Source organism: Pandoraea pulmonicola, assembly GCF_000815105.2.
Lineage (GTDB): Bacteria > Pseudomonadota > Gammaproteobacteria > Burkholderiales > Burkholderiaceae > Pandoraea > Pandoraea pulmonicola.
Map to the genome: position 1 here is coordinate 2,848,235 of NZ_CP010310.2, position 25,563 is coordinate 2,873,797.

Sequence of the window (25,563 nt, forward strand, 5' to 3'; positions counted from 1 at the left end):
TGGAAGTGCCCAGTGCCGCATCATCGACGCGACGCCGCCTCATGGCCCCTGACACGTAACGCAGTGCGTGCTCGACCGCGCGCTGCCGCGCCCGCCTCATAGGTGAGGCCGCTGTCGAGATACGGCTTGACCGAGGTGCTGTTGCCACCACCAGCCGCCGTCCCCCAGGTGACCGCGCCACCCCCGGCGAGAATCGCAACAAAGGCTTCGCTGTTGCCGTAGATTGCGCGCACGTTCTGAAGCTGTGCCTTGACCGCAGACGAGTCACCACCGTAGGCGGCGTTGCCCCATGTCACGACGGTGCCGTCGCGGCGTAGCGCGGCAAACGCAGCGTCGGTACTGGCGACCTGTACGATGTCCTGAATCAACGCGATGTCCGCCGGGACAACGCTCCCCCAGGAGGAACTCCCCCAAGCGACCACGTGCCCGTTGGCACGGCGCGCGGCGAAAGCGCCCTTGGTGGCGGTGACCTCCTCGATATCGGTCAATTCGGCGATATCGGGGGGCAACACGCCGCCCCAATCGGCATTGCCCCAGGCGAGCACCTGCTTCCCTTCGGTCAGTACGGCGTAGGCCAAGGCCGACACCGAGGCCAATTCCACAATGTCCCGACGGGCCGCAATGGTAGCCGGAACCGCGCCACCATTGCCGGCGGTCCCCCAGGCAACTACCGTCTTGTTCGCGCGCAACGCACAGAAGGACTCGTAGTTGCCGCGCACGTCGATAATGTCTGTGACTTCCGAGCTAATGGACTCCGGCACTTTCCCGCCGTAGCGGGTGTCGCCCCAGGCCACGATCTGCCCTGTTTTTCGAAGGGCAGCGAGTGCTGAAGAGCCGGAAAAGATCTGTGTGACGTCCGACAGAGCGAGGACGTCGGCCGTCGCCTGGCCTCCATGGTCGCGATTTCCCCACGCCTCGATATGTCCGTTGGCGCGCAACACCGCGAACGCTGCGTAGCTTCCTGCGATGCGCGTCACGTCGGTCACCCTCTGGGTGAACCCGTCAGGCAACGTCCCGCCATTGTCTGCATTGCCCCACACCGCTATCCGCCCGTTACTGCGGCGCACGGCGAAGGCGGCTCGCGTGGCGGCCATTTCGACGACGTCATCGTAGGTCAAAATGGTCGACGGCACGGTGCCACCGTAGCCGGCGACTCCCCAGCCGATTACCCCTCCTTTATTGAGGAGCGCCACCATCGCGGCTGTGCCTCGGGTCGTGCCGTTATCACCTGATCCAGCGATATTGACAGGCTGGATCGTGATCGTATCGTCCTGGCTCTTGACGTTCAGAGGAACCCACGGACGCGTGTCCTTGAACGATGCGCCGAGTTTCCAGTTGGACTCATCGTCGTAGCGCCATTGCGCACTCAATGGCTGCGAAGTGGCCTTGTCGAAGGCGCTCAGGCGATGCGACACATGCTCCCACCGGAAGCCGGCCGAACCATTTCGTGCGCCCATGACCAGCAACTTGCCTTGCCCGGGTTGCGCGATCACGTCGTAAAGCGAGGGCGGCGATTTCTCCTCGGTCGGGTTGCCTGCTCGAATCACCGTGTACTCGAGCGTTACGGTCTGCCCCACATCCGCCTGCACCGTGGCTTGTGACACGTTCAGCGTCACGTCGCCGCCCTGCTCCGCATCGCTGACCGTATGGTTTGCCGTGACCGAGCCCGGGCCCGGTACGCCTTGCCACTGCAAGGTGATCTGATCGCCCGCCCGAAACCCGCCCGAGCGATCGAGCCGCACGGTCGCGCCATCGGGACAATCGGCAGGATCGAGCGTGCTGCCCTTGGCCTGGTCGATCGTCGCCGCAGGCAGATTGCCCTGTTGAACGGTCAAGGTCAGCGGCAGGCTCGACGCATAACGTTTACCGGCTCGCCACAGGCTGTACGACACCGTGACCTGCGCATCGAGGCTCGCCATGACGTTGGGATAGGGAACGTCGAACTCGATGGACTGGTCCGTCTCGGTCGAGAGCAGAACATGTTCGCCGTCCCAGTTGCCAGGCGTCTTCTGAGACGCCCACGTCAGCCGGATCGTGTCGCCCTGGCGCGTGTGCTCGGCCGCGGGCACGAATACCGGGCAGCCAATCTGGGGCGACAGCGACCGGGGATCGAGCACGCCATTGGCCACCTCGGGCACGCTAGGTGGCGCGACCTGCGCCACCTGCTGTTCGACTTGCAGGGTCAGCACGTTCGACTGCAGCCAGGTGGCGTTGTCGGTCTGCAATACCGAATATTGGAACGTGACGCTCTTATTGAGAAACGGGGTGATGTTCGCGTACGGGATATGAACCGGATAGGGCTCCGTCTGGAAGTTCTCCGAGATATCGAACGGAATCTCGATGCCGTCGGGCGGGCCGCCTCCCCAAACGGCCTTGCCCTTCACGCCATTACCGAGCCCCTCGTTGGGCCCGAGCAAGCCGGTGCATCCATCGGGCACGAGGTCGGGGTTCAGGATATCTCCGATGGCCTCCGCGACGACCGGCGCCGGCAGCTTGCTCTCATCGGGCGCGTTGCCGATGCGCAGGGCATAGAGTGCGGAGGGCGAGATGGCGCCACCGCGATTGACGTCGTAGCGCACATGCACGGTCTTGTCCAGATAAGGCCCGACGTACTCGGCCTCGACCAGGAAGGTGACCGAGCGCACGGCGCGCAGGGTGATTTCATCCTCGTAGTAGCCCGCTTCGCCGGCGGCGCCCCAGTACATATAGACCTTGTCGCCCGCGGCCATGCCCTTGTAGATCGGGATTCTCACGAGCACGTCGCTGGTCGCCAGGCTGCCGTCCAGATGCCCGTCGACGGCTTCGTCGACGCTGGGCGCGGCCAGCAGCGGCGGGTTGCCGATGTGCAGGGGCAGCGGCGCGGAGGGAATCTCGGGGCCGCCGTCGCCGGGCTCGACGAGATAGGCGGCGGTCACATCGTTGTCGAGCGCCTTGACGACATTCGCCTTGGGCACGGTGAATGAGATGTCGGTGCCGACCTTTTTGCGGGAGACGTCGAAGTCCTTGGTGTATTCACCCGGGCCGCCCATGTCGAACTGGAAGATGACGTGATCGCCTTCTCCCATGTTGGGGTAGGCTTTGACGACAAAACCGACGCCCAGATCACTCAGTTCATTGGGATCGAGCAAGCCCGCGGCGGCATCGGGACAAACCGGTGCGGGCAACGCGTCGGCCAATGTACGAGAGGCCGACAGGTCACCGGCCTTGAACCCCGTGGCGGGAGAGCTGTTTTTCTGCGTCATGCCGGCTCCTCGAACTTTTGAAGGAATGTGCTAATTCATGACATAGGTAGAAGCCGTCACGGCGTGTGGCATGGCACGAAGGAAGTTGAACAATGCGGTCGCCGACTAAAAGGCACTCCGCATCTCTGCCAATACCGCTGGCGACGCGTCACCACTTCTACGCTGCGATTTGCCACCCAATCGCATCACCTTCGTGAGGTAGCTACCATTTGGCCCGTAGGTGATGGCCTTGCCGCTCTTGACTGTTGGTTGAGGTGGAAGTCCCCGTTATCTGAAAACAGAAGCACTTCAAATCCCATACTTCTGGTAGCGACCCGTTCTCATTGCAATTCGCCTTCCCGGATAAAGCGAAGGAACATAAACAATATTCGCAATGTTTTGGTATACATACTAGTAATACTAATAGTTGGTGATGTCTGGTCTGTATGGCTTCATGATCGCGCTGCAAGCGTATCTCTCGTGCCTTCAGCCCTCGGGCTCCCTGCTCAAGTGGAGATTGCCATGACGATCAGCAATTCCCTCCCTGCACCGCCCTCTTCTCACCCGATCGGCTACGGTGTAAGCCAGCCGCAACGATTGCCGAAACCGCACATCCTGATTTCCCTTGGCACCTTGGGTGACGGCGGCTCAGGTCTGTGGCGGTATTGCAGGAGAGCCGTCGCCAATCCGGACACAACTGTGTCAATGCGAATTGAACCTACCCACGAATGGGGGACAGGCGGCGATACCAATCTCTATGGGAGGGCGCATCGCGCGCGGTGAATGCCCCCGCTTCCGGGAAACCAGCCACCCTTGATGTGGAGCCTCGCCATGTCTGACTTGAGAATCTACTATGAAGTCGTCGCCGGCGAGCGGCTCACCACCGTATGTGGTGAAAGCATCAGCCTGCCGCACACGGATGCCTCCTTTGGCGTACATGTAGAGACCAACGCACCGGGACAGTCTGAAGTCTGGACGGTGACGCACCTGCTGTCTGGTTTTCCCATGGGCACGGGGCGCACGAGAAGCGAGGCCTTTCTCAACGCAGTCCGGCACATACATCAGAATCGGCATAGCTTGCTGTTCATGCTTGCCCAGGCCGTCCAGCTACGACAGCAGTTGGAGCAGGACTACCCCCACGTAAAGGACGCTTGACCTGGCGCGGTCCAGGACTGGCCAGGCACTGCGCTAATCAGAGCCCTTCAAGACCGTGACAGGGCGTTCGTTCAACGCCTCCTGAAGAGATAACTTCGACTCTCCCTGGCCCAGATGACATCCTCCACGCCACACATGGCAGCGAAGATTGCTATCGCCGCGAGCTTGTCATTTCCCTGAAGTAAAAAGAGTACTGCGGCGAGGATACCGATATCGATAATGAAAAATCCGAGCCGTTCCGCCCTGATGCCAAATGCAAAACCTGTTCGAAATCGATATCCAAACAACCAGGGTCCGGCAAAAAACCAAAAAATGGAAGCCGGCAAGTAATAGGAAAGTGCTGAAAGCGAGGCCAAATATAGAACCTTCGCACCCGTTAGCAGGAATCCATAATTCATTATCAAGACGGCAAAATACCAAGCCAGTCTGTATCGGTATTTTTTCATCGGAGTTCCTCAGGGTAAGAATTTCTTCTCGATCATCACCGTCGTTGTTCGAACATCTGCCTAGCCCCCCTCCCGGGTAATTGATATTTATAGTCGTAAAAGAACTTACCTCAAGCTTGGTCGTTATGATGACCTGGGCGGGAAACGACTATGCAATCATCTCCGCTCCCGAGATGGAGGTAGTCTCATCCAAGGTCAATGGACAAATAGCCACGCCCTTTTAGGATTCCACAGTTGTTGCCATTCTAGCGAAATGTATTCCATTGAATTTATTATTGATTTTAGAAATATTTTGAGGGGAATTTCAAAATCATAATTTTTCAGGATTTTGCGAGTATTCTTCGGAAATATCGAGCGCCTCCAGTGAGGCGCCGCTGAGTGGGTAAAACGATCGTCTCGCGAGCACAGGACATGGCGGGGCTCTATCCGCAATCCACCTTCGCAGTATGGGGGTTTAGGCGGCGAGGATTGTTCCCCGACCCACCATGGGCATTGCCCCCTGCTCTTGGTCACCCGCGTCTGCCTCGGCGTCACGGTCGTTTCGGCCTGCAGTTCTTCCTCGCTCGCTTCTTCTCCCGCCACCACACCAGATATTCGTTCGACAGGCTAAACGCCCGCCGCGGCGCAATAGTCGTGCGGTCGGACCGCCTCACTCTGGCCCGATGCTCATGCTCGTCACGCTGTCCAGGTGCTCTCAGTCAATCAAGATGCGCGTGAAACTCTATTAAGAGGCAAAGGCTGGCGCCGCACCAGACCCTGGTTTGAAATCGCTCTGAATAATTTGTGATCTTTGAGTTGGTCTGAACGATTTGTGAAAGTGTGGATTGCGTGCCTTTGTAACAATGCCCCCTCACGGCGTGCTGCCGTCGACGACCGGCAGCACGCCGTGATCGTGAGAACTTCTATGTGGAGTATTGCGACGGGCGTGCCCCGTCCGTTTTAGATATAAGGAAGAGTTTTATGAATCCGAACTTGTCGCTTCTAAACAATAACAGGAGACATAACGGTTATTTTAATAACGCAATGCATGACAACCCCCACCCGCCCCGTCGGAGCAAGGCGGCGCCCATCAGTGTAAAAAACTCTTCGCGTACTGCAGCATTATATGCTCTTTTACTGGCTGGGCAGTACGCTGCACAGACGGTGCAAGCCATTAACAGCCGACCTGGAAAAATAGGTGAGGCAATAAATTCTCGAAGTAATCGAACCGAAAGATCTAACGACAACGCAGAAGGCGAATTCGATTCCAGGGCACGAGAACGAGCCGACCTTGGGAAACAAAAAAGCAATTTCAATGAAAGTCACGCATCTGGCATTCGTCCAACATCTTCCGCGGCGCCAGTCGATTTGTGCGAGAACATCCACCGAAACTCCAGTTTTCCCCCGAATCTTCGCGACGCAATCCATGTGCCAACCAGCGCAGTCTCTGCAGACTCACGCCCGGCAAACAATTCCCGAAGTGACCCATCAGCACCAAACGTTCTTGGAGCGCAACCCCACAAGCGCTCGATCGACGAAAAAAAAGACCCTTTGATTGATGCAATTGAGATAACTCAGACAGCCGAGGCCGCTAAGGTAACTGAGGCAACGGCGAGTGACATTCAAACTGAAGATCACCCATTAATTGCTGCTAGAAAACAGGCTGCTCGAAACCTTCTCGGGGAGGCGGCAGGAAATCTAACTGACGAGCATTTATTGCTTTTTGCAAACAAAGTTCACCTCGATTCGGAGGAAAATCATACCAATGGTCTTGGTAATGATGATGACTTGGCGCTATGGAAGGAAGAAGCAAAAATCTGGTGTGCCCAAAATGGTGGCGACAAGTTCCCTGTAAGTGAAGAAAAGTGCCTAGAGATCTTCAAAGAGGCGTGGGATCTTGCTCTGGACCCACCGCAGCCTCCGATTGGGTTCAAAGACTGGCATCAAGTCAGAAAAGAGGTAGTGGAGAGCATGACTTTATCCGAGCAAATGGCCATTATGCTCTCACCCAACGGGCCCTCGGGAGAAAGGGCTCACATAAACGCAAGAGCAACAACACAGTATTACGAGCAGTTTGTTCGCTACATTGAAGAACACCTTGATCGATTCGTTGTGGCAAAAACCATTGCAAATGCGGCGGCGGCTGGGCTTAGCAGACTTGAATTGGAAACCCCTCTCCTTCAGGCAAGAGTAATCAAGGGCGTTAAACTAGGAACGCTAAACGAATGGACAAAGGTAGCCAGATTGACACGCCCATCTGATTCAGATCTTCCGGCCGCCATCATATTTGAAATTGGGGGTTCATCAAGGGAGAATAGATTTGGCTTCATCGGTCAAAATGGAAATTTAAAATTTTTTAAAAGAGAAGATCTGTGGTGGATCGGAGAGAGAAATGGAGAAACTAAAATAAGATTGCATGACGCAAAACTCCTTCTTGCCATGGGTTTCGATTCCGCTAGTCATGACAATCCATCTCCCCTTGAGTGCAAAGTAAGCAATCTGAGTCTCTGTCCAATCACTAGTTTCTCTATCGACCATGGAGAAGATGGATTGGGGTATTTGGCTTTTTATGACGGAAAGAGCATCAAGGATGTAATGGAGGCTCAGGTCCGGGAGAGTGTGGAGTATTTTATAAATGCCTTCAAAGCAGGGAATGACGGGAAAAGCATCTTCGACAGGGTTCTCGGTTCGATAATTCCATTCTATGATCAAATTATTGGCGTCATAAATGATCCCGGTCACAAGATTAATTTTGGGGATATCGCATTCGATTTGATTGATTTGGGAATTACGCTCGCGTCAATAGGCGGGGCCGGTTTCAAGGCCCTTCGATCAGGGTTCGCAGCCGCTAGGGCCGCGATAGCCGCTGGAGAGGGAACTTTGGCGGCTCTTCGGGCGCTAAAGGGGAGCATTGGGTTATCCAGATTCTTAAAAAAGGCAGGGATAGAATTTATTGACTTCGTTACACCTCCTTTTACGGCACCGACTGTAAGGAGAATGGTCCATAGGGCACATTTTCCATCGGAAGGGTTGAGTCAAAAAATCAAGAGCTTGAATTGGGACGAAATGCTGCGTTGCAAGAGAGGACTCTTCGACAATTGCATTCCTCGTTTGTGGGCTCGCCCGGCGGGTGAGGCTCTTGAGGCTCTTGATGATATTGAGCGTCTTAATATTTTTTATAAAAAGGCTGATGCGACATTCAAGAACCCAGCCATGTCGGAAAGTAGATTAAAGGAATATATTAATATACGTGCCGATCGCGAATTGCCCAATGTCCTTTATCGAGGCCAACCTCGACCAGGAGCGGCGCCCGCTGGCGGCTCACCTGCTTACAGCGAGGTCGGTTTCGCCGGGCCGGCGCATGCAACGTATGACGATGTTTTGGCTTATGCCATCAAGCATACCGGGAGCGAAAAGGGGATTAAAGACAAGGCCGCTTCGCTTTCCGGGTCGCAGAAGGTGTCTCAGGATTTTGTGACGCGGCATGCAGATAGAAATTATGCTCTTTTTCAAATCAACAGGCGCCCCGGAGTAATGGAATTCAGGCGAATTGAAAACATCATAAAATACGATGGCGCAAGATTGGTGAGGGAGGGAAAGGTCACTGAAGAAGAATTCATAGATGCATTGCATCATGTTTTCGTGACCGAGGAGGATGAGATTTTCTACGTGGCGAACTTTGGAAAAATACCCCGGGATCTAGTGAGTGAGGTGGAGGTGCCGCCGCGGGGGTAGTGGATCTGCCGTATTTGTAGCAGAGAATGTCCGGAATTTACGAGGGCCAAGGGGCGGCTGAACTGAACCTGGTCAAATCGAATTGCCCTTGCAGCAAGTGCAACAGGAAGGTGGCTGCGCACTCCGACAATCTCTACGAGAACACCGCCCGACCGTTTGTTGTCGGACGCAAGGGTTGGTTGCTCTCCATTACCTCCCTAGCGACCTTGGCGGCTGGCTTATGTGACTATCCTTGATCCTCCGCGTCTGCTTCGCCGATGCGGTCGTTTCGGCGAGCAGTCATTTCTCTGCGCCGCATACACCGGCACGGTTCCCCCTCGCCGTGCCGGATCTTCGCTCGACAGACCTGGCGCATGTCGCGAGGTCTGGCGGCCTCGCCCTCCCCCAATCAATCGGATTGCATGGGAACGTTCGCAAGGTGTAAAGGCAAGCGCAATACAAAGCCTCACCTTGAAATCATCCTGAACGATTTGTGAAAGTGCAGACGACGGGCCTCTGCAACAATGAATCACCTACGGCGTGTTGTCGCCGACAATCGGCGGCACGCCCGATCTCGAGAACTGCTATGTGGACTGTTGTGACGGGCACGAGCCGCCGCCTTCGATGCAAGGAGGCGTTTTATGAATCCAAATCTGTTAATTCTAAATAATAACAGGAGGCATAACGGCTACTTTAACGTCGCAATGCATGACAATCCTCATCCGCCCCGCCGAAGTAAGGCGGCCCCCATCAGTGTAAAGAACTCCTCACGAACGGCGGCATTATATGCCTTGTTGCTGGCCGGACAGTACGCTGTACAGACAGCACAAGCCCTCAACAAGCCTCCCGGGAGAATAAGTGAGGCAATAAATCCTCGAAGTGGCCGAACCACAAAAAACGACGGCAATGCAGAAGGCGAATCCTATGCCAAGACACAGGAGCGCACCGACTTCGGAAATCCCAGAAGTCATGCCAACGAAAGCCACGCGAGTGACATGCCGCCAACATCCACCGTGGCGTCAGTCGAATTGCGAGACGATTTCTATCGAAATTCCAGTTTTTCCTCGAGTCTCAGCGGTGCGCCCTCCGGGCCAACCAGTTCAGCCTTTGCTGACTCGCGCCTGACAAACGATTCTCGAAGTGGCGCTTCGCAGCCAAACGTCTTTCAAGCACAACCCCACAAGCGCGCCGTCGACGACAAAAACGCCCCTGTTGTAGAGACAGCTGCGAATGACGTCACAACTGAAGAGCATCCACTCATTGTTGGGAGACAAAAGGCCGTTCGGAATCTCCTGGGGACGGCGGCGGAAGGAGTCAGCGATGCACATCTATTGGCCTTCGCGAACAGAATTCACGCCGACTCGGAGAAGGACCGCAACGACGGTCTTGTCAGTGACGACGACTTGGCACTCTGGAAAGAAGAGGCAAAAATCTGGTGCGCAGAAAACGGTGGCGATAAACACACAGTAAGCGAAGAAAGGTGCCTCGAAATCCTCAAGGAGGCGTGGGACCTTGCTCTAGACCCACCGCGGCCGCTGTCTGTGTTCAAAGACTGGCGGCAAGTTAGAAAAGAAGTGGAAAAAAATATGACTTTTTCCGAGCGAGCGCGGATAAAGTTCACACCCAACGGCAGCGTGGGCGAAGCTGCTCAAATAAACGCAAAAACTACAAAACTGTATTATAAGCAGTTTATTGATTACATAGAAAAAGACATTGACCGTTTTGTTGCGGCAAAGGCTATTGCAAATGCGGAGTCGGCCGGTATTAGCAGACTTGAGATGGAGTACCCGCTCGGTAACGTAAGAGTTATCAGGGGCGTTCAACTCGTTACACGGTCCGAGGTGGCAAACACCGAATTGACGCGCTCATCCGAGTCAGGTCGTCCAGCCGCATATGTATTTCAATTCGGAGGATCGCCGCTAGAAGAGAGGTATGGTTTTATCGGACCGGATGGACAATTGCTTGTTTTCACTAGAGAGAATGCAAGGGGGAGTGAGAGGCAGAAGGGAAAGTTCGACATACTATTAAATGATAGTGAAATTCTTCATGCCATGGGAATTCCTTTTTCAAAAAATATAAATGCTTCCCATCTTTTTTGCAATAATGGAAACTTAAAGGCTTGCTCAATCAAGAGTTTTCTTGTCGACAAAGGTGGGGAGGATGGGTATTACTCGTACCTCAGCTGCAAGAGCATCAAGGAGATAATGGAAGGACAGATCCGAGACGGTGTGGAGCATTACATAAAGAATTTCAAGGCAGGGAATGACGGATCTGATGTCATTGACAAGATACTTGGCGTAGTAATTCCATTCTATGATCAGATCATTGGTGGCATAAATGATCCTGGCCACAGAGTTGACCTGAAGGACATTGCGTTTGATTTGTTTGATTTGGGAATTTCACTAACCACAATAGGCTGGTCAGGTGTAAAAATAATTGGGACAGGAGTTGCGGCCGCCAAAGCTGCGATTTTTTCTGGAAAAGGGATATTTGCAGCACTCCGGGCGTTAAAGGAAAATATAAAGATATCAAAATTCATAAGAATCTCAGGAAGGGAATTAATTGATTTTATTTCGCCACCATTTACGGGTGATCTTTTGAGAAGGATGGCGGATGGGGTAAGTTTACCGCCGGAGGGGCTGATCCAGAAATTAAATAAATTCGACGAGGAAAATATGTTGCGCCCAAGGAATTTTGATGGGGCGGATGCGCTGCGCTGCAAGAGAGGAATCTTTGGTGACTGCATTCCTCGCTTGCGATCCACGAAGGAAAATGAAATTCTCGAAGGATTTGATTATCTTGACCACATTTACAAGAAAATTGACGAGAAATTCAAGAGTCCATACCTGACACCGAGGGGAGTGAAGGATCGCATTAATAAGAACGCTGAAAAAGAAATTCCTCGTGTACTGTATCGAGCCCAACCTCGCCCGGGAGCCCAACCCGTTGGGGCAGGCAACTATTATGCGGAGGTCGGTTTTACCGGGCCGGCGCATGCCACTTACGACGATGTCCTGGCTTATGCCATCAAGCATACTGCGAGCGTGGGAGGAATAAAGGACAAGGCTGCGTCGTTTTCGGGGAGACGGGATGTGGCCGTGGATTTCATGAGAGATAATAGAGATAAGGGGTATGCCCTATTTAAAATTAAAAGGCCAATCGGAGTTAATCAATTCAGGAGAATTGAGTATATTATTAAATACGACGGCCCGCGATTGGTGAAGGAAGGAAAAATCACTCAAGATGAGTTGATCGACGCCGTGGCTCAGGCTCATATTTCCGTTGAAGAAGAGATTTTCTACGTGGCGAATTTTGGAAAAATACCTCAGGATTTAGTGACCGAGGTGCTGTAGAGTTGCAGTATTTGTAGCAGCGAACACCTGGAATTTAACCGTTGGCAGCGCGGTTTGTCACTATAGGGGTACGTTTGGAGAGGGGCGACCGTTTGTCATCGGACGCAAGGGCTGGCTGCTCCCCAGGTGGATGCGAATTTCTGGTTTAACCAAGGATTCGTCGATGATGAAACGAGTTCTGTCTTGCTTCTTGGCAGTGATTGCTTTGCTCTACCCGTCTCTTGCCAGGTCGGTAGAGAACTATATTTACACGTCGGCTGGCGATTTTGACTCGGTCAAGGAACTACTGAACAGGCCTGACATCGTTGGGGCGCAGGTCGTCTACCCTTGGCAGATGTTGGAAAAAAGCAGGGGGGTTTACGATTTCTCGTCTATTGAAAGAGATCTGGCATACGCCCAGGCCCTGCATAAGCAGTTGTTCGTGCAGATACAGGACCGTTTCTTTACGCCTGACGCGAAACATATTCCAGTCTATCTCCAGCAGGATCTTATCTACGGAGGCGGGCTCATCAAGCAAGGCGATGCATCCGGCGCGACCGGGTGGGTTGCCAAGCAGTGGAACCCATCTCTGCGAGAACGTTATCAAGCCTTGCTTCGAGCGTTAGCTGATCGGTTCGACGGCCGCATCCGCGGGATCAACCTCCCGGAAACTGCAATCGACGTCGAAGATAGGAAGGATCACGAGGACTTCACGTGTGATGGCTATTTTCAGGCAGAACTCGACAATATGCGGTATGCGCGTACGGTCTTTAAACGTAGTTCCGTTGTCCAGTACGTCAACTTTTGGCCGTGTGAATGGGATGACAGTCGCCATTACATGGCTCGGACCTTTGCGTTCGCCGTGACGCACCATATCGGCCTTGGGGGGCCGGACGTATTGCCCTATATGCCAGGGCAAATGCACAACGCCTATCCGTTCTTCCACTCGTACAAAGGGCGGCTCGTTCTCACGGCGATGGCTGTTCAGGAGCCCGATTTGAACTACCGAGACCCGAGAACCGGGCGTAGGGTCGACCGAGCGGGTCAATCGGACTTCGCAGTCCACTATCTTGGCGCCGACATCATCTTCTGGGCGACCTCAGCTCCGTGGCTACAGTCGCGCTAGCTTCCCGCCCCGCTGAAATGGCCCCGGTCGGCGAAAGCGGGGTTCGTCTGGCGTCGGCATGCCATTCCCCTGAGGAGGTGTCGCCCCTTCAGGGTGTTTTGGAATCACCCATGGAGGCCAGGAACGTCAGGTTTACTGCATTGTGGCCTGCCCGCGCGGCAGCATCCACGTTGCCGGTCGCTTCGTAGATTATTCGCTCGACTGTCGGACCAATCTCACGATACGAATGATCTTGAGGCAGACCAATGAGCTTCATGGCACTGAGCAGGTTCGGCGCTTCGTCCAGAAACCTCTCCTGGGCCGCGAGCACCGCATCAGCGGTTCTGCCGGACATGGTTTTCACTGCAAAACGGTGGAACTCGGAGACGACATTGTCGCCATCGTAGTGCATCGAACAAAGCAAGCGGCACGTGTCTTCGAGATCAAAGACGAAGTGATCCGCCGCGGCGTTTTCGGGAGGAGCACAGCACTCGATACCAACTTCCCCTATACGGAAGATGGGAGGGTTGTCGCTGCGAATTTGCCACGTCAACGAGTTCTGCCACCCATGCGCCACGTATTGTTTTAGTTCAGAAAAGAAGGATAGCTGTTGTGCTGCGGTGCTCGCATGGGCGAGGCGGAAAATAGCGACCTTGGCGGCCTCTTTATTTGACCAGCGAAAACAGTCCGCGAGTTTTCCGCATAGGCTGAGCACTTCCTTCTCGCGCCTGGCAGCGATACAGGTACGGATATCATTTTCGCGGATTGATCGAGGGCACGAGGTGCCACTGAGAAGGCGAATGTTCATGGTAACCTCAAGAAACGACAGGTCGATTTTTGGTCCGGCTGCGCTCTTTTGGCACATCACGCGACTTCACCCCACCATTCCCGGCTCCACGCTCGCAGCCGACTCCCCCACCCTCGCCTCTCGTGCTGAGCGTTTGGCGACAGCGGCTGTCTGGTCGCATGGAACCGGCGATTCATGCCTATTCAATGATGTCCTTCTGTTGAACATAGGGATATCACAAAATGATCACGACACACTGGGCATCAACGCAACCTTGTCTCGCTGGCGACCGTGAGAAAAACAGCGAATAGAAGAATGCTTGATTCCGGGCACGCACAACGTGTCATCTTCCTTTTGTGTGGAACGCGCCCAGCGAGATGGTCACCGGATGTGCCGTTCTGCACACCCGTCCGCCGGATCATCCTCAGACGCATCTAGCGCTCTTTTGCTCTGCCTCCTTGGCGTGTGTCGGCGCCGGCGCGGTGGGTTCGGGGCATGGTGCGCGCGCACCATGCCCCGAACCCTGTGATATAGCAGTACGCCAATGCCGGGATGAGGAACGACAGTACGATCCCCACGGCGTCGGCCATTGCCCCCTGCATATACGGCAAAACCGCCCCCCCTACGATAGCCATGCAGATGAGCCCGCCGCCTTCGTCAACGCGGGCCCCGAGCCCACCGACGGACAGCGAGAAAATCGTCGGGAACATAATGGCGTTGCCCAGACCGCATGCCAGTAGCAACCACATCGCAAATGAAGCTGGCAGTGTCAGCGACGCGAGAATCAGCAGCAGGTTGAAAAGCGCACACAAACTCAGCAGCCGGCCAGGCGACATCTTGCGCAATAACCAGGCGCCAACGAACCGTCCCGCCATCGCCCCACCCCAATAAAGCGCCAGATACCGGCTCGCATGCGCGTGATCAACAATGCCCGTCGACGTTTGTGTCAGATAGACGATCAAGAAACTCCCGATACTCACTTCGGCGCCGACATAAAGAAATAGCGCCACGATGCCGTAACGCAAAGGGCGGTGCGCCATCAGGCCTCGCACGTTTCCGAGCACGCCTGGCGGCGACGCGTCGCTTGCCCTCGGCTCCCGCGGCGCCAGATGCCACAGCACCAGCCCCCCAAGGGCAAGCACCGCCGCGAGCAGTCCGTACGGGCCTCGCACGCTGTCCACCACGTGGCCTGTCGCTTCAGTCTGCGGCGCGAGGATCCAGAGTGCCGCCAGCGGTGGCCCAACCGTCGTGCCCAGCGAATTGAACGCCTGCACCAGCGTGAGACGGCTGGCAGCTTCTCCACGCGGGCCCAGCGTTTCCACATAGGCGTTCACCGCAACCTGGAGCAACGTGACGCCGCTTGCCAGGACGAATAGCGCCGCGAGAAAGCAAGGATAGGAAACGAGTGCCGCTGCGGGGAAGAATAGCGCGCAGCCGAGGCCGGCCAGCAAGAGCGAACTGGCCAGTGCACGTCGATAGCCAACGCGCGCGGTGTATTGCCCCGCAGGGTACGACACGATGAAATAAGCCGCGAAAAAGCTCGACTGAATGAGCGCGGCATCGCGATACGTCAAATCGAAGGCGACCTTGAAGTGAGGCACCAGAATATCGTTCAGCGACGTAATGAGCCCCATTGCGAAGAAAAGCATAGCCAGCATGGCGAGTATGCGGTTCGCGGAATGCCTGAGAGGCTGGGAGCCAGGGTTTGCGGGGGATGACGCGGGAGCGGAAGGACCAGGGGCGCTCATGCGGTCGATAGGCATGCATGTCTCCAGTGGTGGACGGCGAATACGCGTTGCAACCTCGATGACGAGGTTGGTCTGCGCATTATAGGCCGCACCATTGGAGCTTGGTATAAGAGAAATCTGAAGTTTGCGTGACGCGATGATATTTCGCATCACGCTCCAGCAGGGAGCATTGACGTCGAGATCGCTTTCTCGTCGTGCTCCAACCGCCTAGCCCCACACAGAAGACGACGGCGGCTGAGCTTCACCAGTAAAAGGAGACCCCATTACGCACTGCGCAATCGTATTGCTTTTTATCCAGGACGCCAAGATTCGTTGCGTCGAGCGCGATGACTTGAAATTCCACCTTTCCATCAGGATGAACGCGGTATTTCATGAATTCCTGTACTGCCCTATTGTCTGAGCGCACCGTGAAGTGGGTATTTGAGAATGAGACAGTGCCGTCCTTCAAGACCATGAAGGCGTCTGGGTGCACGCTGCCACGGGTCGCCGGCCCAGGGAGCGATGTGCCGGACACAGTGCAAAGCGAGAGATCAAGCGTAACGTGGATATCTTTGCCTGCCATGACGGCCGCTGCCAAAGAAGTACTATCCGGGTTCATTGCAACGGCGCCGCTGCTCCAACTGCCGACGGCGATGGCTACGGCCATGACGAGGGCGGAGGTACGTGAGTATTTTCGTTTCATTATCAACTCCTGCGTCTCTGGGGCATCACAAACCGTGCCTGAATCTGCTTCAAGAATGTTGTGATGTACTCGGGATTGTCGGGGTTGTCGTTCAACGGCTTGACATGCCGCCGGATAAAACTGTCCTTGTCGGGGCCATTTTTCCGTTTGGGCAACCGTGGCAAGGTCGATTCGAGTGCGGCATTCCCGAGGCTGTTCTTCGCAATGGGCCCGAACGACTGGTCCGAGACAATCTGGACGATACCAATGGAATTCGTGCCGAGACTTCGGGGCGTTGCGTCCCCTGCGCCATGCAAAAGTCCGTATTCCCTCTTCTGCAAATCGACTTGAGGTGAAGGCGTGGAATGTTGGTGCATCTGCGATCGGCTGATTTTTGGCTCGCAGCCGCGAACCGTGGCAATAAATTCGGCCATGTACTTCGCACGGACACGCGTAACGCTGTCTTCGCTTTCATCGCTGGAGATTTTGGCCATGTGGTCGACGGTCGAATGTGCTGTCTTTTCGTCGACCGACCGCGCGAGGTGCGCCACTTCACTGAAGGTCTCCGGCGCGTCCAGGACGCCATGCCAGCGTCCGTACAACACCTGCCCTCTTGCAAAAGGTTCTATGTCCTTCGGCGCGGTACCGAAGTAGTGACCGAGATATTCGAGCGCACAATAGGCATCGTTACCTTGAGACTCGGGCTCGTAACTGTTCTCGCCGTGAGGCTTTTCTGCCGAAAAGGGACGCTTTGCCACGACTTGAAGTGCCTCGCCCGGCAAGAGGGCATCAACTTCAGCGGTTCGGGATGTCACATGGCAGTCTGCCGGCGCGTCCAGGCATGTGTTGTGCGGAAAATCCCGTTGCATGGCGATTTTCGGATATGCGCCCTTCCCCCGCGAATCCGGAGCCAGCTCAGCTTGGCATTCCAGCCTGCGGAAGAATGCCAACGCCTCTGCAAAGCTGGGGTAGTCCTTTCGCCTGGAGAGCAAATGGGTATTTGCATCGGCGTTATCGACGTGATGGACACTGCCCGAGAACGGATTGGCATCAGAGGCCACTTGAATTGGCTTGCCCTGATTTGCCACGATGAAGATGGATGAGTCCTGCACACGACTGAGAAGCGTCTCAGCATTGGCCACGCGACTAACCATAGGATGATTGTCTGAGAGTTGAGAGGCCCTATCATGCGTTCCGTTCAACCACCCCGGCTATCAAAAAACAGGCAAATATCAGCAACGGCCTGTGAAAGGCGCTTCAATCGCTGCCGCCGGTTGCGGCGCCTTCATCTCGCTTGGCTCTTCCCGCGTGCGCCGCTATCCGTGCTCGACTCGTCGATCGGTTTTGTTAGCCGCTCCAAGTCGAAATCCGGGGTTGCGGCCCACGCGCCCCACCTTCAGATTTTCCTGGCCAGATCAGTTCATTGCCCCGTCAACTGCTTGATCCGTATCAGATTCATTTCGATGGTTGCCTGATTCGCAGCAAGGTCGCCGCCATTGCCGGAGCCGTAGGAGGCCAGCACGCGATTACGCTCGGCAGCCCGAAACGCCCGATACGCGTGCTCAGCCTTGTCGAATGCCATAACGGGATGCAATGCACGACTGCCTTCGCTCACACGTTCCAACTCAACCATGTCGGCACGCGCTTTCTTCTCTGCCGCAACAAGTTCGTTTTCCGACTGCTTCTCCACTGCGGGATAGCACTCGCGCTGCTGGACCATGGACTGTTTGGCCTTGCATTGCGCGTAAAGCGCTTCGGCGGATTCAGCGGCTACCGTCGTTTGAGTGCAAATAGCAACGAGGACGAGTCCCGTCGCGACATGATGCGCTGCATTGATCTTCATTATTCCGCTCCTGATTGTCGAAGAGTTCTGCCGATGGTTCCCAAGTGCTGTCGGTGAGCGCCGCGCGTGGTGGCGTCCGGCAAAGGAAACGAAAGCGCCCGCCACGTTGATATGCTAAACCAACTCGCCGCGTTTCCGGAGGTCCAAGCGGCCCGCACGCCATGCTCATGGGTGCTTGACCACGCATTGAGTGGTCAACTGCTCGCCATTGGAGAACGTCAGAGCGAGCAGAATGTTGGCGCGCTTGCCGGGGGTGCCGCGAGGCTCCTCGAGCATAACGTGATAGCCGCCGGGGGAGAATGTGAGTGTTGCGTGAGCCGGGACGGGAACGCGGCCGACATTCATCATTTTTGCAATGCCGCCTTCATAGCGGCTTCTGTGCAACATCGCCATTCCAAAGGCGGGCGATGTCGCACCGACCAGGCTGACAGTGGTGTTGCCAATATTCGTCAACGAAAAATAGCCTGCGGCAACCGCCGCGCCGGGAGCGACCTGCACCCAGCAGTCCGACACCTTCATGGAGTTTGCGGACTCTGCGCGTGTCCGCGGCACGAAAACAACAGCAACGGCTGCGACAGCGATGAGGATGCCTTTCTTCATAAGAACCTCGAACCGGAGCTTGACACCATCGACGCAGGAGCACGACGCCGCGACAGGCAGTCGAGGGGCGCGGCGCACGCACCTGCCTTCTTAGTTGTTTTCCGGGTGAGCAAAGCGCAACCCTGCAGCCCGTAGCCTATCGAGGAATGTCGCCGGATCAAGGTAACCCAATTCCTTGGTCATCGGTGCTATGCGCCGAAGTCCCTCCTGATGCACCCGCTTCTCTATTTCCGGCTTCATATCATTCAGTCTTGCGTTTGCAAATTCATCTTCTATGAATTTGCATGACTCTTCGACAAACCTACGAAACACGTCCGAACCCTGTGCTTTCGGTACAAGGACCCCGTTGGCGTCAGCCTCCATCATGTCAAGTCCAGCGTCCTTGGCTATTGAACCAACTTCCTTGAGGTATTCGATGCGATCCTCGTCGCTCAGGAGACCGGAAAGTTCCTTTGCTTCTCTGAGATATATTTCAGAAAGAAAGCAATTGATGATATCCCGCTGCCCTTTCTCGGTTTCTCCAAAAGAGGTCATCAAATCTGAAAATACCGTCATGCCGTAACTTAAGGACTCCGGAATCTCCTCGTTCATCGATGAATTTTCAGGTTTCACCAGACCGGATAAGCTGTTCCCTACTTCTTTTTCGAGGCCTGGCGCTGCAAACGCCTTTTGGGGGCGCAATATTTCGTAGTTGCGACCGTGGCGGGAGGCGCCGCGGTCGTTGGGCAGCCGTGTCAGCCTTTCGAGGAGCAGTGTTGCCGCAGCCAGCCGCTGGAGGGAATCCTGTGACATCGCGGCATCCCGCCCAACCGATCCGACAGGCCACCGCTCCATATGAAGCTCGTTCAGTTCGTCCTCATCGAATGGCAGATCTCGAAAGATTTCGGCAACGTGATGCGGAAGACTGGATTCGCCGCGGAAGATCCGGTCAAACGAGGCGTGACGACGAGTACATAGGCGAATGAGGGCGTCGGCCATGTGCTCGCGTTGAGCGCCGCCCGGCCACGGATCGACCGTTCCGTCGAGCTGTTCGGCGACGCTCTGAGCACTTATCAATTCGCCATCGCTTTCCACATTCAGGTGCCGATGTAGATAGCGGATGACCGATGCCGTCCTTTGCAGGAACATGGGATTACCTGAATAGTTGCGAATTATGTTGCGAACGGTTTCTGAGTCCTTGGTACGCTGATCCTTGAGTGAAATTTCATCATGGCTTCGCGCATATGCGCGGACATCGTGGCCGGTTCTGAATATCTGCATGGTGACCTCTTGATAGAGTGCGATTAAGCAGGAGATACAGCGCCGTCTTGACCTTGTCGCTCGGTCCAGTCCTGTCTTGTGAGGTGTACTCGGACGCCACGCCGCCGTTCGCCTGGTGTGATTCGATGCCGACTCTTGTCGGAGGAGGCATTGAGCCAGCATCTCCCGCGTCGCCTGGTGACGCACGTTTTCCCGAGTTGGGTGTTTCGAGCAGTGGTCGCCGTTTGTCCACACTCGGGAAGGCCAGCCAACGCTCTGGCATTGGCATGGCGCTCCCGACTTTCGTGAATGTCTCGGCGCCTCTCCAGTCGTTGGGATGATTCGGGGGAACAGGGATCGTTCAGGCGAACTCGGGGGGATCACGGGCCATCCATCAGCCTCGCGCACGTTGTCGCTCAGCAAGGTATGTCACGTCGTGCAGCGAGTCATCGGCAGCGCCCCGTCGCAGTCACTTAATTGTCACAGAGACCTGCCGTCCACGCTTGCACAAATCGCTCAGCGAGACAGGCTCGCATTGCTCGGGTGTGACCAACGATCCGGCCGCGCCCCCAAGGGGGCGCAAGGAGCCATGACGTCACATTGGACCGTAGAACGCCGCCATGAGAGGGTCTCTCGCCACCGTGCATGGCTGCTCGCTCGCCCGGGTGAAAACGATGTTGGGCCCGTCCTTTACCGTGCTTTTTTCTCGTACATCGCGATTCGCTCGTAGTTTTTGTTCAGCCCACGCGTGTCGCGTCATGTCCGGGCCGGGACCGCAAGCATAGACGGGCGCTGCGCGTCGGAACCCGGCAATGTATATGGTCTTATCCCGGTGCAGCTCGTAAAAAAGCCGGCGGACGCGAGTGACGGAGCAACTTAGATCGCCCGCGGCTTGCGCAATGGTGACGCCGGTATTCTGGCTCATGTAACGAATGAGTTGTTCACGCAAAAGCGCTTTCTTGGTTGGACGCTTGGCGCCCGCCTCGCGTGCTTGAGTTTGTAATGCGCACCAAGTGTGGCTCGGATAAAGGTGAGCCAATTCGGCCTGGGACACACCGGTTTCCCAGTACGTCTTCAGTTGAGACAACTGTTCGTAGGTCAAGAAACGATGTTTCAACTCGATCTCCTCTATTTTCCGGGAGGCTGGACTGCCATCCGAGGTTAAGCTTTGCTGCGACGTCTGATCTCCTACATTTCAGCCATGATTCAAAGTGCCGAGAAATTCGAGAGCAGGTCATGCACTGTTGGATCGTCCGGCCTACTTCGCAACGGGCGCCGTATTTCGCGACGTACGAGGGAGGGCTGCAGAGGCTCCTTTCGTCACCTGGGCAGGCACGGTGTCGATCCAACAGGCGGAGATTTCACGCGGCACGGCATACAGGGCGCCAGGCGACGGCGCATTGTCCGGCGCGCCGCTGACGGTCGCGCCCTGCAGCGCAGCGCGTCGGTCGGTAAGCGTCTTGAGCAGTTTCGTAAGTCGATCCACCTCATCGAAACTCGCCAGCAAAGCACCCTGCCCTTGCTGCTGATACTTCAACTTGACCCACTCCACGCGAGATGCCGCCAGCGTCTTCTGCTCGTTCGGATAGTTGCTTAAATCAAAGGTGTATTGACCGTCCGCGCTCGCACGCAGGAAGTCGATGAACGCGCGTGCCCCCCGCCAATGGCGAGTGAGCTCGACACCCGGCAGGCGCACGTCAAGCGTCACGTCGCCGCAGGTGGCCAGCGACCAGTTGAACGACTTGCTGCTGGGAAAGTTGTAGTTGTCGAGCGTGGTTTCGCCACCAGTGCACTGAAGCGTCAGGCTCGATTGCTCCGGAAGCACCTTGGCGCCAGGATTGACCTCGGCGGGCTGCGCAGTGAGTTTGACGATCCCGACGGTAGCCTTCAGGGCGTCGAGCTTGGCGGATACTTCGTTGATTTGCTGCTCCAACGCCGGCAACTCGGCCGCCTGTGCTTCAGCCGTCTGTCGCGCCTGCTGCACGCCCGCGTGGGCGCGCTGGGCCTGACTGACGAACGCATAGAAAGTGCCGTTGAGCGGGATGCTCTGCCCCTGCGTTTGACGCGGGCGATACTGTGTTGCGTCGCGCTCGACGAAAGGTTTGACCGTACCCGCCATGAACGCCGGCACCACGCCTGCATCGCCGTACAACGCCGCGCTCATCTGCTGGCTCGACACGCCCTGCAGCGGCGCCAATACCTGCGCATCCCAGTCCTTCTGCAGCGCACATGCGGAGACATGCCCCCCATAGTCCAGGACGAAGTCGAGTGGGCCGCGCAGCAGATTCCAGATGGAAAGATCGGCAGGATGCACCGCTATGTCATCGCTTTTCTTCATCGCGTCCATTGCCTCGGCGGCCGTGTGCAAGGGGGCGCTTTGGATCGACGGGTCGGAGCCATACGCGTAAGTGTCAGCGGTCAGCTTCAGCGCGTGGCCGTCGCCCTGGCGCATGATCTGGATCGCTGCGGCCAACTGGTCGTGGTAGACGCCAAGCTCCTGGGCCAGTGCAGTGCTGCCGCGCAAGCGCTGGGCGATGGAGCCCGCACCTTGACTTCCGATCGCCCGCACGGCATCTGTCCCAACCGCGTTGGCGAGGGAAAACAGTGCCGCTGAGCGCTGTTCCAACGAGCCGTCGCTGGCATTTGACGAAGCGATCAGACTGTCAAGTCGCGCCGCCAGTTGTGCCCAGTCCGGCGCGGCCCCGCCACCGCCGAGGCTGTCCGGAAACGTGGTGGCGATCTCGTGAATGACCCGCAGGTAGGGATCGTGCGAAGTAAGAATGAGTGCGAAGGCGTCACGCCACTGCTGCTCGCCGATCAGGTAGCGCCGAGAGTTGGCAAAATCGGTGGCAAAGCGCAGCCAGGTATCCCGCAGTTGCTCACGATAGCGCCTCGCCAAGGTGACTGGCTGTGTCTTCAGCTGTGGATCGTCACCCGCGGCGCGCGCCAGTTCGTCGATGAACCCGGAAACCGCGCGACGCCCGTCAGGCGTGTAGGCGCGCGACACACGAGGCAGCTCCGGCCGATCCGGGATATCCCAGAAGGAGGCCAGCGTAACAGGCGTGAGGTCGCCCTGCAGGTTGGCCCACGCCGCCAGCCAGGATGTTGAGCGACTTGCGATGCCCAGTTGCGCCAGGCGGGCTCTCAGAGAATCGCGTTCGGCCCGCAACGCACCTTTGTCTGGCTGCCAGCGTACGTAGTCCCCGTATAACGTGGCAAAGCGCGACGCCATCATCGGATCGTAAGGCGTGAGCGGATCCAGGTGCAGCGAGATGGCCTGCAGTTCGCTGCCGGGCAGCGGCGCGTCGCCCTGCGGCCGCTGCGTCATTGCGGCGTCGAGCGCATTGATGCGGCGCACGTAGTGCTGCGCGTAAGCTGCGACCATCGTGTCGTCGGCGCTTGTACTCAACGTGGCCAACTGCGGGGTCATCATCTGGTCAACGCCCTGTACCAGTGCATGGCGCTGGAAGTCATCGCTGAAACCGCGCTGGAAGTGGTGCGCCACCCGATTCACTTGCCAGTGATACGGCAGCCAACGATAAAGTCCGAGCGACTCGTGGGTCTCGAGCATGCGGTTGGTCGTGTCGAGTTCGCTCAACTCCCTCAGCCGCGACGCCAGGTCGCCGCTGAAGTCGAGCTTTTGTTGATGGCGCGCCGAGACCGCCGTAATCACCTGACGGGCGTCCAGATAGCCCCACGTCAACAGCACGGCGCTCAGGCCGCACAACGCCAGCCAACTGACGACCAGTCCGTGTCGGGCAAAGCGCCTCCACAACCCATTGCGGGTGTACGGCCGATAGGCGTCGCGTTGCGCAGGAAGCACGACGCTGAACAGGTCCTTGCTGAACCAACCCCACGGCACGGAGGCGCCCTCCCACGCTCCTTCGGCTCGCTCCAGCGCCTGCGCGGCACCGTTCGGCGCCGTTTCAGAGATCGTCCGTGTTTCCCGGATCCCGGATGTATCGGGCCCCTCGGCGCTCTCGATCGCGTCCGACGCCTCGGGCATCACCTCTGCCGTGAGGTAGATGCCTTTGAGCCAAGGCGTTTCGCCGTAGGGGTTCTCGTCGAAGGCTGGGGCCAGGTAGGCCTCGAGCGGCGCAGCCATGGCGGCGGCGTGTTCGGGGAAGAACAGTGCGTCGCTGTCGCTCCCGCAACTGCTGCTCTGTTCGAGGCGCACTTCGCCCAAACGCCGATTAATCCCGGCGAAGGCCTGCGCCACGAAATCCGTGGCGTTGGCGGCCTGAATCTCCACACCCAACGCCGTGTCCAGCATGGCGGCCGGCAGCTCTCTCCCCCATGCGACGAAGCCAGGGATCTTGTCGCATTGCGTGAGGACGATCCAGATCGGGATATGGGCTTCGTAGATCCGGCTCAGCGCGTCGATGCGGGAACGCATGGCGCGTCCCGCATCGGCGAGCTGCTGCGGGTCGGCCTGCAGCAGCTCGCCCGCGGGCAGGGTCAGAACGATGCCGTTGAGCGGCTCCCGCCGGCGCGTGCGGCTCATGCGATCGAGCAAGCGCCGCCAATCGGCCTGCTCATGTGCTGGATCCGCAGCGTCGACAATGTTGCCGGCGGGCTCCAGAATCACGCTATGGTCGAAGTACCACCAGTCGAGTGCGTTGGTGGGTGGCACGGGGTCGTGCTGATTGACCGGCCGCAGGGCCGAGGACAGCCGCGAACGCGTGAGCAGCGTGCTCTTGCCGCTACCCGCAGCGCCCATCACCATGATCCACGGCAGCGCGTACAGGACGCTGTCCCAGCGTGGGAGCCGCGAGTTTCTGAGGTTTCCCAGCAAGCGAACGCCGCGCCGCCAGGCGATGTCCACACGCGCGGTATCCCGCACCGGCGCTGCTGCGGCGCTCTCGCACGCGAGCTTGCGGTGGGGGCGCCAGGTTTTCCACATTCGCCAGGCGCGTCTAACGCACCACGCGCCCGCGAGCACGCCGCACAGCAGCAAAAGGCCGCTCCACGCCGACCATCCCAGATACAGCGCTGTGAGCCAGCAGGCCAGCAGCAGAATCAGCAGCAGGACGACCCACAATGCGCCTTTGGCAAAGTTCTTCAACATATCAGTAGCCCATTAGCAAGGTGTCGACCATGGGAGTGAGCAGCCCGTTGTAGAACAGGAACAACACGCCCAGCAGTACCAGCGGAACGCCTGCGACCAGCGCGGGCATGAGCAGCGAGCGCCGAGGCTTGAAACGCCAGGTCTGCGCGTCGGGAGGGGGCGTCGCGGGAAACAAGATGTCGCAGCCGGGCTCGCCGGCACGCGTTGGCAGCAGGCTCTCGACCAAGGTGTTCCGATAGGCCTGCAGTTCGCTGCGCGGCCGTTTGCTGTACTCGCCTTCGAAGCCCGCCGCGAGCATCAACGCGTACACTTCTCGCACCTCGGCTGCTTTCGTCGGCAACGCTTCGAGCCGCACGAAGAAGTCGACACCCGCACGGTTCGAAGAAAAGTAATGATGTTGCAAGGGCGTCTCGCGCCACGCCTGAGCGCCCAGCCACGGGCGACTCATCGCCTGTTCATCGATCCACGCGACCACCGCGAACAGTGCATCGTGGACCTGCTCCTCCGTGTAGCCGTCCCGGCGCGCCCTGCCTTGCGTCGCATCCAGCATCGCGATCAGTTCAGTCGCTAGCCCCTTGTCTCCACCCTGCGCAGCCGACTCACCGTGCGCGAGACGGTTGCGCGCGTGCTCGACGATCGGCATCCAATAACTGACGAAAGACATG

The 25,563-nt window shown here is 57.1% G+C and carries 16 protein-coding genes; 4 read left to right on the forward strand and 12 right to left on the reverse strand.

Going from position 1 to position 25,563, the window contains the following annotated elements:
- Positions 1-20 precede the first annotated feature (20 nt).
- Complete coding sequence (locus RO07_RS12475; protein ID WP_147284493.1) at positions 21-3,176, reverse strand: RCC1 domain-containing protein; 3,156 nt, start codon at positions 3,174-3,176, stop codon at positions 21-23.
- Between the two features lie 876 nt (positions 3,177-4,052).
- On the opposite strand from RO07_RS12475, the gene RO07_RS12480 reads away from it, so the two are divergent.
- Complete coding sequence (locus RO07_RS12480; RefSeq protein ID WP_039415276.1) at positions 4,053-4,376, forward strand: hypothetical protein; 324 nt, start codon at positions 4,053-4,055, stop codon at positions 4,374-4,376.
- 71 nt (positions 4,377-4,447) lie between these two features.
- On the opposite strand, the gene RO07_RS12485 is transcribed toward RO07_RS12480, so the two are convergent.
- The gene (locus RO07_RS12485) at positions 4,448-4,822 is read right to left on the reverse strand and encodes a hypothetical protein (RefSeq protein WP_039411093.1); all 375 of its coding nucleotides are present in this window, start codon (positions 4,820-4,822) and stop codon (positions 4,448-4,450) included.
- 960 nt (positions 4,823-5,782) lie between these two features.
- Between RO07_RS12485 and RO07_RS25970 the strand changes: the two genes are divergently transcribed.
- The 3 genes from RO07_RS25970 (at position 5,783) to RO07_RS12500 (ending at position 12,973) form a co-directional block, all read left to right on the forward strand.
- Positions 5,783-8,536: a hypothetical protein gene (locus RO07_RS25970; RefSeq protein ID WP_147284492.1), complete on the forward strand. Its 2,754-nt coding sequence runs from the start codon at positions 5,783-5,785 to the stop codon at positions 8,534-8,536.
- A gap of 620 nt (positions 8,537-9,156) precedes the next feature.
- The gene (locus tag RO07_RS12495) at positions 9,157-11,868 is read left to right on the forward strand and encodes a globin family protein (RefSeq protein WP_147284491.1); all 2,712 of its coding nucleotides are present in this window, start codon (positions 9,157-9,159) and stop codon (positions 11,866-11,868) included.
- A 163-nt stretch (positions 11,869-12,031) separates the two neighbouring features.
- The gene (locus RO07_RS12500) at positions 12,032-12,973 is read left to right on the forward strand and encodes a hypothetical protein (RefSeq protein ID WP_167369434.1); all 942 of its coding nucleotides are present in this window, start codon (positions 12,032-12,034) and stop codon (positions 12,971-12,973) included.
- A gap of 88 nt (positions 12,974-13,061) precedes the next feature.
- Here the strand turns inward: RO07_RS12500 and RO07_RS12505 are convergent, their stop codons facing one another.
- The 10 genes from RO07_RS12505 to RO07_RS12550 form a co-directional block, all read right to left on the reverse strand.
- Positions 13,062-13,760, reverse strand: a complete 699-nt coding sequence (locus tag RO07_RS12505) for a hypothetical protein (RefSeq protein WP_147284490.1) — start codon at positions 13,758-13,760, stop codon at positions 13,062-13,064.
- A gap of 413 nt (positions 13,761-14,173) precedes the next feature.
- On the reverse strand, positions 14,174-15,397 hold the full coding sequence (locus RO07_RS12510; RefSeq protein WP_072637031.1) for a sugar MFS transporter: 1,224 nt from the start codon (positions 15,395-15,397) through the stop codon (positions 14,174-14,176).
- Between the two features lie 331 nt (positions 15,398-15,728).
- A complete protein-coding gene (locus RO07_RS12515; protein ID WP_039411101.1) occupies positions 15,729-16,169 on the reverse strand; it encodes a VirK family protein in 441 nt (146 codons plus the stop codon).
- 2 nt (positions 16,170-16,171) lie between these two features.
- Positions 16,172-17,290, reverse strand: a complete 1,119-nt coding sequence (locus RO07_RS12520; protein ID WP_147284489.1) for a hypothetical protein — start codon at positions 17,288-17,290, stop codon at positions 16,172-16,174.
- Positions 17,291-17,568: 278 nt separating this feature from the next.
- Entirely contained in the window at positions 17,569-17,991 is a 423-nt protein-coding gene (locus RO07_RS12525; RefSeq protein ID WP_039411103.1) for a lysozyme inhibitor LprI family protein, read from the reverse strand.
- A 165-nt stretch (positions 17,992-18,156) separates the two neighbouring features.
- Entirely contained in the window at positions 18,157-18,591 is a 435-nt protein-coding gene (locus RO07_RS12530) for a copper chaperone PCu(A)C (protein WP_039415282.1), read from the reverse strand.
- Between the two features lie 90 nt (positions 18,592-18,681).
- Positions 18,682-19,851: a hypothetical protein gene (locus RO07_RS25975; protein ID WP_147284488.1), complete on the reverse strand. Its 1,170-nt coding sequence runs from the start codon at positions 19,849-19,851 to the stop codon at positions 18,682-18,684.
- A gap of 574 nt (positions 19,852-20,425) precedes the next feature.
- A complete protein-coding gene (locus RO07_RS12540) occupies positions 20,426-20,947 on the reverse strand; it encodes a hypothetical protein (protein ID WP_039411105.1) in 522 nt (173 codons plus the stop codon).
- Between the two features lie 141 nt (positions 20,948-21,088).
- Positions 21,089-24,898: a type VI secretion protein IcmF/TssM N-terminal domain-containing protein gene (locus RO07_RS12545; protein WP_039411106.1), complete on the reverse strand. Its 3,810-nt coding sequence runs from the start codon at positions 24,896-24,898 to the stop codon at positions 21,089-21,091.
- A gap of 1 nt (position 24,899) precedes the next feature.
- Positions 24,900-25,562, reverse strand: a complete 663-nt coding sequence (locus tag RO07_RS12550; protein WP_052267240.1) for a DotU family type IV/VI secretion system protein — start codon at positions 25,560-25,562, stop codon at positions 24,900-24,902.
- Position 25,563: the final 1 nt, after the last annotated feature.